We start from the raw sequence: 8,959 nt of genomic DNA on the forward strand, positions 1-8,959 counted from the left end.
CGGCCCAGTGCTCGGCGCCGCGGTCGGAGCCGGCGAAGAGCGCATTCTTCCGGGTGAGGGCCGGGGGGCGGATGGAGCGCTCCACGATATTGTTGTCCAGCTCGACGCGGCCGTCGTCGAGGAAGAGGGGCAGCCCCTCCCAGCGCGAGAGCGCGTAGCGGATCGCCTCCGNGAGCTTGGTCTTCTGGCTGATCAGCGCCAGCTTCGCCCGCAACCATGGCTCGAGAGCCTCGATGATCGGCCTGCTCTTTTCCTGGCGCGTGGCCTGACGCTCATCCGGGCGCCGCCCCCGGATCGCAGCCTCGACGTGATAGAGCTCGGCGATGCGCTGCAGGGCCTCGCCGGCGATGGGCGCGGGGCCTGACTGTGCGAGCTCGTAGAAGCGGCGCCGTGCATGCGCCCAGCAGAACGCCAGGTTCACCGTGTTGCGCCCGGCCAGCGCCTTGTAGCCGGCATAGCCATCGACCTGCAGGATGCCGCTGAAGCCGTCGAGGTGGGCGGCGGGCCGCCCGCTCTTGCGATCCGGTGCATAGACATAAGCGACTGCGGGCGGGTCGGCGCCGCCCCAGGGCCGGTCGTCGCGGGCATAGGCGAAGAACTGGCCCGTCTTTGTCCGGCCTCGCCCGGGATCGAGCACCGGCGCCGTGGTCTCGTCGGCGAACAGCTTGGGCGAGGTCTTCAGCGCCGCCAGCATCCGCTCGTGCACGGGGCGCAGCAGGAAGGCCGCGCGTCCTACCTAGTCGGCCAGCGTCGAACGGTCGAGCGTGATGCCCTGGCGCCCGTAGATCTGGGCCTGGCGATACAGGGGCAGATGGTCGGCGTATTTGGAGACGAGCACATGGGCGACGGTCGCCTCGGTCGGGATGCCGGCCTCGATCAGCCGCGCCGGAGCGGGGGCCTGCACCACCACATCCGCGCAAGAGCGGCAGGCATATTTCGGCCGCCGCACCACCAGGACGCGGAACTGGGCGGGCACCATGTCGAGCCGCTCCGCCACGTCCTCACCGATGCGGTGCAGCTTGCCGGAACAGCACGGGCAGATGTCGCTCTCGATATCGACCACGGTCTCGATCCGCGGCAGATGGGCGGGCAGAGCACTGCGGTTTGCCCGGCGCTTCGCGACCCGCTCGGCCTTCTCGGCCGGGGCCTGCTCCTCGGACGCGGCGAAGCCAGAGGCTTCGACCTGTTCGGCCTCTTCCAGGGCGAGCAGCAACTGGTCCTCGGGCAGGCTCTCCGCCCGACGGCCGAAGCGGTGCCTCTGCAGCTCCTTGATGATCTGGCGCAGGCGCTCGATCTCTGCGTCCCGCGCCATCAGCATCGCCTGGAGCGTCTCGGGATCGCGGGGAAGCTCGGTGGAGAGCGAGGCCATGATCAAGATAGAATCATATTCGCCCGGCCCCGGCGAGCCTCTTCAACTGGCGGCGACCGGTGTCGTCGTACGCTGCACCTCATGGACCCGCCGCCAGTCGAGCCCCTCGAGCAAGGCCTGGAGCTGGGCCGACGTCAGCTGCAGGGAGCCGTCCTCTACCCTGGGCCGACGGAACTCCCCGTCCTCCAACCGTTTTGCCACCAGAACGACCCCGGTGCCGTCCCAGAACACCAGCTTCACCCGGTCGGCGCGCTTGGCCCGGAACACGTACACCGTGCCGGAGAACGGATCGGCGCCCATGGTCTCGCGCACCAAGGCGGCGAGCCCCTCCGCCCCCTTGCGGAAGTCCACCGGACGCGTCGCCACCATGACGCGGACCGCGCCGCTCGGGCCGATCACGACCCGGCCTTCAACGCGCCGATGACTGCTGCGATGGTGGACGGCGAAGCCCCGTTCTCGATCATCACCCGAACCCCGGCGACGTCGACCTCGATGGCTGCCGCGCGACGTTGCCGGCCTCGCCGCTTCGGCCGCGAGTATGTGGGCGAAGGCTCCGATGCCGGAGCAATCTCCTGCGTGACCACAGCTGGCACGAACGCTGGGACCGTCTCGCTTGCCTTGCGTGCCTCACGGCGCCACGTGAACAACTGCTGCGGCGTCAGTCCGTGGCGGCGGGCAACCGCGGACACCATGGCGCCGGGAGCGAGCGTCTCTTCCAGGATCCGAGCCTGGTCGTCCGCCGTCCAACGCCGGCGCCCCATCGCGCCGTTGATCACCTCGAAGCGCCGGACCTCACCCTCCGGCTCAAGTCTATGGTCAAGCGTAACCATCCGCCGAGCACCACGGTCATGCGGGGATCGGGGTCACTTGGGCGGCTTTCCAATTCCAGGGCAGGAGTTCGTGAAGGCGGGTCTGAGGCGTGTCGGCGATGCGGGCGAGCACGTCGGCGAGCCAGGCCTGGGGATCGACGTCGTTCAATTTCGCGGTTCCGATCAGACCGTACATGACGGCAGCGCGTTGACCGCCGCGATCCGATCCCGCGAACAACCACGCTTTCCGTCCGAGGGCCACGCCGCGCAGCGCGCGCTCCGCCGAATTGTTGGTGAGACAGATCCGTCCGTTGGCGAGAAAGCGGGTGAAAGCGTCCCAGCGGGTCAGCATGTAGTCCATGGCCTTGGCGACGGGAGCGTGTTTCGACATCCGCGCCCGTTCGGTCCGCATCCAGGTTTCGAGTTCCCCGACCAGGGGTTTGGAGCGCGCGACGCGAACCGCGAGGCGCTCCGCCGGGGAGAGGCCGTTGATCTCGCGCTCGATGTCGAACAGGGCGTCGATCCGCGTCACCGCCTCCAACGCCAGAGGCGGGATCGGCGGGGCGTTCGGTCCGCGCCGTTTGTTCGCCGCGATGTCGGCCAACTCGAAGAACTTCCGGCGCGAATGCGCCCAACAGAAGGCGGCGGAAACGGGTGCGGGTTTTCGCTCCGCGTCATAGAGGCCGTTGTAACCGGCGTAGGCGTCGGCCTGGAGAATGCCGGTGAAATCCCTCAGGTGTTCCTCGGGATGTTCGCCCCGACGATCGCGGGAATAGCGGAAGATCGCCGCCGGTGGAGCCGTCCCCGCGAACGGGCGATCGTCGCGGACGTAAACCCACAGCCGACCGGTGTCGGTCTTCCCCTTGGCCAGGACGGGAACCGTGGTGTCGTCGCCGTGCAGCCGTTCGGCGGCCAAAACATGGTCTTCGATCAACTCGTGCAACGGTCGCAACAGTCCGGCGACGGTGCCGACCTGATCCGCCAGGGTCGACAGACTGATCGCGACGCCCTCGCGGGCGAAACGCTCCACTTGGCGGTTCAGCGGCTGGTGTTGGCCGAACTTCTCGAACAAAACCATCGCCAACAAGCTGGGTCCGGCCCAAGCCCGAGGGACGGTGTGGAACGGCGCGGGCGGTTGGGTGATCGTCTCGCACTGCCGACAAGAGAACCTCTCCCGCACGGTCTGGATCACCTTCCATCGCCGGGGAACGACCTCCAGGGTCTCGGTGATCGTCTCCCCCAGCTTCACCAGCTTGTCCGAACCGCAACAGGGGCAGGTCGTCGGCGCCGGAACGACCACCCGTTCACGCGGCAAGTCCGCCGGGAACGGTTTGCGGCCCGTCTTGGCGCGCGGCGTCACCGGACGGGCGGTTCCAGCCTTGGCGGCGGCCTGTTCGGCGACGAGGTCGTCTTCGCCCGCCGCCGCCTCCAGGTCTTCGAGTTGGAGTTCAAGCTGGTCGAGCAACCGGGCCTTCCGTTCCGAACGGGTGCCGTACAGTTCACGCCGAAGCTTCTCGATCTCCAGCTTCAACCACGCGATTTGGGCCTCGGCGTCCGATGCCGCCGCCCTCACGCGGGCCGCGTCGGCCTGGGCCGAGATCAACAACGTCTCCATCGCCAAGGCGCGCGCCTCCGCGGCGGCCAGGGCCGCGCGTAACGCGAACACATCGTTCGAGGGGGCGTCGGACATGCTCGAAGTATACTTGGAACTACTTGAAATATCGCGGGAATTCGGCCTGAATGGGGCCCTGATTCACCGTGTCGCGGTCACCCCGCCGTCGTCGGACGCCAGGTTTGCCGAGGGTTGCGCCAATCGATCGCGTCGAGGAGATAAGCCAGTTGCGCCGTCGAAATCGAGACCGCGCCCTCGGCCGGCGACGGCCAGATGAAACGGCCGCGCTCCAGCCGCTTCACGTACAACGACATCCCCAGACCGTCGTGCCACAGGCACTTGATCAGGTCGCCTTGACGCCCCCGGAAAACGAAAACGTCCCCGGCGTGGGGATCACGGCCCAGTCCCTCCTGGACGCTCAGCGCCAACGAGTTCATCCCACGGCGCATGTCCGTCACCCTGCACGCCAACCAAACCCGGACGCCCGACGGGATCATTCCGCTCGTCCCATCAAGGCGCCGATCGCCGCGCCGAGCGTTCCCGGGTCGAACCCGCCGTCCACCCGTAGCCGCGCTCCCGTTGGAAATTCAATCTCCAAGCGACCGGCCCGCGATGGCGAGGGCGCGACACGCTCCTCCACCTCGACCGTCGTGTCCGCGACCACCAGGAAACGCGCCGCCGCCGACGGCTCTTCTTCCGAAAGACGCCGCCACCGATAGAGCAGGCTCGCGTCCACTCCCAGACGACGCGCGGCGTCCGCCACCACGACGCCGGGGCGGAACGCTTCCGCGATCATCCGGGACTTCTCAAGCGCCGTGTAGCCCCGCCGCCGCGCCCGACCCGTAATAACCTCAACCCGTTCGTATGCCATGGGGACTGCCACTGGTTTGCACCGTCGCGATGACGCTTCGCGAGAAAATCGGCGCTTTCCCACACCTCATCAAGGCGGTCCTCCCCGGAGGGATACGGTTGAATAGAACCGCCCCGCCCCGGTCAGTGCCGCCCCCTGGAAGCTCCGTTTGGCCAAACCGATCGCGAGGACATGAACATCTGGCATGTGGTCCTCCCCTGAAAGGGCCACCAAGGCGCAGCACGGGCATCATACGATGCTGGGCGGGGCATCCACCCCATCAGTTCAGACGCTTTAGCGCAACTCGATTGACGTCAGGCCCAAGCGCTTGCCGCGCGGCGAGCCAGGAGAAAGCCACCCAGAACGCCGGCATTCGCACACGGTCCGCCATTAATTCCAATTGCTGGCGAGAGCGAGGATGGAACGATGACATCGTGCAGCCGCTGCTGAAACAGCGGGTGCGTGTGATAGCCGTTCAAATTCTTTTCAGTGGCCTCACAGATTTTTGCCAGCAGGGGACGCCGTGCCATGACACCGCCCCCGAGCACAATGCGTTGCGGTGCAAGCGTCAGAATAAGCACGGTGCATAAGTGGCCAAGATACCGTGCAACCAGATTCCACACGAGGTGATCGTCGGAAAGTTCTCTTGCGTCTTTCCCTGTCCAGTCTCGAATGGCTGCGCCGGATGCCAAGCCCTCCAAACAATCACTGTGATATGGGCAGCACCCTTGATATTCGCCATGTTCGGGGTCCTTCCCGGGCCGATAATGGCCAAGTTCTGGATGGCCTACGCCATTGAGAAGTCTCCCATACTCGGTGCCACGGATGGTTTCGCTGCCCGACACGATCCCGACCCCAATACCCGTCCCTATCGTCACATAGGCGAATGTTTCGATCCCGCGGGCTGCTCCCCACTCGCGTTCAGCAAGCGCTGCGCCGTTCACGTCTGTGTCTATGCTTACTGGCAAGCCAATGGTGCGCTGGAGGTTAACCTTTTCCTGCAAGTAGCTGCCAATCGCAGCGGTTCGCCAGCCGGGCTTCGGGGAGTTTCGCAGCGAACCGTAGTCAGGATCGCGCGGGTCTCGTATCAGCGGTCCGAAGGAGGACACGCCAATGCCGGACAATCTGAGTCCCGAGCGCTGTTCCCATTTATTGAAGAACTTGGCTACTGCGAGCAGTGTTGTCTTTGGCGAGCTGGTCGGGATCGATTCAATCGCGCGAATGTCGCGATCTAGAGTTCCGATAGCGCAGATGAATTTGGTGCCTCCGGCATCGACCCCCCCATAAATTGGCGCTTCGCCATGTCGGTTGTCCATCGCCCCCCCCCCCCTCCATATTACAGAAAGTCGGCATCCGTCATAAATCAACCATTATCGAAACCGCTCCATCTTAGTCGGATGGCATGCCTCCTTGTTGTATTCAGAAAGGTTGCTCAACCGTTGGAACGGCGGGATGCCGTTGCGGGCTGAGTGAAGGTCTCTGCGTGTTGTAGGCGTCGATCCAGGAGGGCGCGGCATCGGTTCGCCTGCCTCATGCATGGGCGGAGGGCGCTCTCTTCTCGCCCCGCAAAGGAAAGGCACCGTCGGCGGCCCGACGGAGTATCTGAACGTAGCTGGTGGCCCCCGCCTGCCTTCGGAAACAAACGGGCGCCGCAGAACTGACTTGACTGCCGTCAAGGCTGCATTCTTGTGCGCCATCCTTCGCAAGGTCCGCTTAAAACTGCCGGAACTCAGGACTTGCCGCTTCCCGTGACCGCCCCGACGATAGCAGTAGCGACTCAGACTGACCGGTTCAACCATCGCCGGCTCCCTGAGCCAATCTGCAACATTCCGCTGGCTCAGGCTAAGGAACACGACTTCGGAACACGACAACGCCCTCCTGGATAAGCGAGCGTGTCTGCTACGTGTGACTGGCGCAACTCAAACGTAACAGCCCGCCCCAACCCGATCTAGCGGACCCGGTTACCCCCGCCCTATATCAGTTGCGGATGATAAATAGCGCTACCCAACATGCAACTAGTATAAATATAAACAATATAGCCAGAGCTACAATTGCCTCCATTTTCCACCCCCACTTCAAGTGCCACCAAATGCATCGTAGCCATACACTAATTCATCCGTAACGACTCCTGGATAATATTAGTGCAACATAAGCAAGAAATAACTCGCTACACTGAATAACCGCGAATAACAACTGCAAAACCCGCCCATTTGGCGCGAGCGGCAAGGCCACACTCACAGAATTAGGCCTGCACAAAGGCGCTAGACAGTCAGCTGCGATCGCCGCTAGCCCGCCAGGGCGGCGAATGACATACCTCACATTCCAGACACGATCTGGACCGGATACAGGCCAGGAGCGCCTCCTCCCAACAAAAAATCACACACCGAGCTACCCATGACTGCCGCCACGAAGAATTGCACGCGTTGCATAAAAAATCGATAACTGAGAGCGAGTATAATTAGGCGCTGCCTTGCGTGTCAATGTTGTATAATTTTTACGGATATCTCGTTTTTATGAAAAAAAACAACGATGAATTCATTTATATAGCGCAGCTTTGTGACATGTTGACCCGAAAATGGCTGTATGCGCATAGTGGAGCGCGTGCAATCCTCAAGGCGCTTGCGATGTTTTTAATTCTTGGCGGGATGACCCTGCAAGCAGCAGAACAGGTGGGGCTGAATGAGGGCCTATGCGTTCGGGGCATGCCAGGCATGTGGGTCCCACGACTTTGTGGAGAATCGCACGCACAACGGAGGAAGTTCAGCATGCCCAACGTGATCGATGCGTTTACGAGGGAATGCTTGGCGATCCGCATCGACCGCAAGCTCAACTCGACCGCAGTCGTCGACGTTTTGTCGGACCTGTTCGTGCTCCGTAGCGTGCCAGGGCATGTACGCTCTGACAATGGCCCGGAATTCGTCGCCAAGGCGGTGCGAGACTAGCTCACGGCGGAAAAACGGTATTGCGAGAGCTTCAATTCCAGGCAGCGTGACGAGCTTCTGCACGGGGAACTCTTCTACAGCCTGGCAGAACGCGGATCGTCGGCGCCAGCGCCCCACTCTTCGCTCGGCCACAAACCTCCGGCGCGGGCGGCAGCTATCGTGCCACAAAATCATCTATCCCTGACAGACTCACAATGCGACATGACTGCAAACGGACCGCAACATTGGAGTAAAATATGATCTTACGGAGGATGATGTATTTTTCGACCTAGTGTACCTCGACAACCGTCGAAGACATGATTGCGCTCATCAACGATCATAGCGGCGTGTATTGGGCGAGCCGATCTGAAGTCTGCCTGAACATTCACTGGTTCCTGACGCCTGCCGACGTGATCGAAACGATGAAAGCTTGGCTCAGGCGCTGCAACCGGGACCGGCCGCATGGGGCCATCGGCCATAAACCTCCGATTATGTTGCAGAACTCTAGCGGCGCACCCAGCCCACCGCAGTGAACGAGGCCGGAAAATCCAACTTCCGACGGTCCAACGAATGGGCACGGATCATGCCGGCAACATCCGCATTAGGGGGCTAACCAATAACCACTCGGTCAAGCTCGATATGCCGCACAATCGACAATTCAGCACCGATCGCAGCTTTTAGCCAAGTACCAAAGGCGGCTTCTTGGGTTCAATGACGATAAGCTCCGCGTGACCATACAGGCGTGTCCCGCAGATTTGGCCGCGGACTTGAGGTGGGCCTTTTCCAGGCGAACCGACGAACGGGGAGAACCTCCATGTGTGAGCTGTGCACGCCGAAAACTGGCCTCTCGCGCCGCCGCCTGCTGGGCTCGGGCCTNGCAGCNGCGGGCCTTGCCACGGCCGGCCTGCTGGGCGGCCTCGCCCTGCCGGGCCAGGCCTTCGCCGAGNCTCCCGCCCGCCCCAACGCCATCAGCCCCGATGAGGCGTTGAAGCGGCTGACCGCCGGCAACGGGCGCGATGCCGCCAACAAGCCGCGGCAGCATGATTTCTCCGCCGGCCGCGCCGGCCGCGCCAAGGCGCAGTATCCCTTCGCCGCCATCGTCAGCTGCGCGGATTCCCGCGTCGCCCCGGAGCTGGTCTTTGACCAGGGGCCGGGCGAGCTGTTCGTCTGCCGGGTGGCGGGCAATTTCGTCAACGAGGACGGGCTGGCCAGCCTGGAATACGGCGTCCAGTTCCTGGGCGTGCCGCTGATCATGGTGCTCGGCCATTCCAATTGCGGCGCGATCGGCGCCACCATCAAGGTGGTGCAGGAGAACATCTCCCTGCCCGGCCATCTGCCGGGGCTGGTGAATGCCCTGAAGCCGGGCATCGAGGCGGCGATCGCCAAGAAGCCGAAGGA

Annotated in this window: 8 protein-coding genes and 2 pseudogenes; 3 read left to right on the plus strand and 7 right to left on the minus strand. The window is 63.5% G+C overall.

What is annotated here, in order from left to right; translation table 11 throughout:
* From tnpC (YU1_RS31150) to YU1_RS33055, 7 genes and pseudogenes are all read right to left on the minus strand, one after another.
* Window positions 1-1,369 (minus strand): annotated as a pseudogene (gene tnpC / locus YU1_RS31150) (IS66 family transposase); the annotation flags it as partial.
* Window positions 1,370-1,411: 42 nt separating this feature from the next.
* Complete coding sequence (gene tnpB, locus YU1_RS0124940; protein WP_029006383.1) at window positions 1,412-1,768, minus strand: IS66 family insertion sequence element accessory protein TnpB; 357 nt, start codon at window positions 1,766-1,768, stop codon at window positions 1,412-1,414.
* Window positions 1,765-2,199 (minus strand): IS66-like element accessory protein TnpA, encoded by a 435-nt coding sequence (tnpA, locus tag YU1_RS0124945; RefSeq protein WP_029006384.1) that lies wholly within the window; start codon window positions 2,197-2,199, stop codon window positions 1,765-1,767. The genes tnpB (YU1_RS0124940) and tnpA (YU1_RS0124945) overlap by 4 nt, the downstream gene beginning before the upstream one ends.
* A 16-nt stretch (window positions 2,200-2,215) precedes the next feature.
* Window positions 2,216-3,868 (minus strand): IS66 family transposase, encoded by a 1,653-nt coding sequence (gene tnpC, locus YU1_RS0124950; RefSeq protein WP_029006385.1) that lies wholly within the window; start codon window positions 3,866-3,868, stop codon window positions 2,216-2,218.
* A 77-nt stretch (window positions 3,869-3,945) separates the two neighbouring features.
* Complete coding sequence (tnpB, locus tag YU1_RS0124955) at window positions 3,946-4,287, minus strand: IS66 family insertion sequence element accessory protein TnpB (protein ID WP_029006386.1); 342 nt, start codon at window positions 4,285-4,287, stop codon at window positions 3,946-3,948.
* On the minus strand, window positions 4,284-4,661 hold the full coding sequence (tnpA, locus tag YU1_RS0124960; RefSeq protein ID WP_029006387.1) for an IS66-like element accessory protein TnpA: 378 nt from the start codon (window positions 4,659-4,661) through the stop codon (window positions 4,284-4,286). The genes tnpB (YU1_RS0124955) and tnpA (YU1_RS0124960) overlap by 4 nt, the downstream gene beginning before the upstream one ends.
* 293 nt (window positions 4,662-4,954) lie before the next feature.
* The gene (locus YU1_RS33055; RefSeq protein ID WP_084540122.1) at window positions 4,955-5,956 is read right to left on the minus strand and encodes an ROK family protein; all 1,002 of its coding nucleotides are present in this window, start codon (window positions 5,954-5,956) and stop codon (window positions 4,955-4,957) included.
* A 1,359-nt stretch (window positions 5,957-7,315) separates the two neighbouring features.
* Here YU1_RS33055 and YU1_RS33060 point away from each other — a divergent pair.
* The 3 genes and pseudogenes from YU1_RS33060 to YU1_RS31160 form a co-directional block, all read left to right on the plus strand.
* Window positions 7,316-7,726 (plus strand): annotated as a pseudogene (locus tag YU1_RS33060) (DDE-type integrase/transposase/recombinase); the annotation flags it as partial.
* Between the two features lie 152 nt (window positions 7,727-7,878).
* A complete protein-coding gene (locus YU1_RS33730; RefSeq protein WP_156922447.1) occupies window positions 7,879-8,094 on the plus strand; it encodes an integrase core domain-containing protein in 216 nt (71 codons plus the stop codon).
* 281 nt (window positions 8,095-8,375) lie between these two features.
* On the plus strand, window positions 8,376-8,959 hold a 584-nt coding region (locus tag YU1_RS31160), incomplete at its 3' end, for a carbonic anhydrase (RefSeq protein WP_029005980.1).

Origin of the sequence: Azorhizobium doebereinerae UFLA1-100, from assembly GCF_000473085.1 — a bacterium.
GTDB lineage: Bacteria > Pseudomonadota > Alphaproteobacteria > Rhizobiales > Xanthobacteraceae > Azorhizobium > Azorhizobium doebereinerae.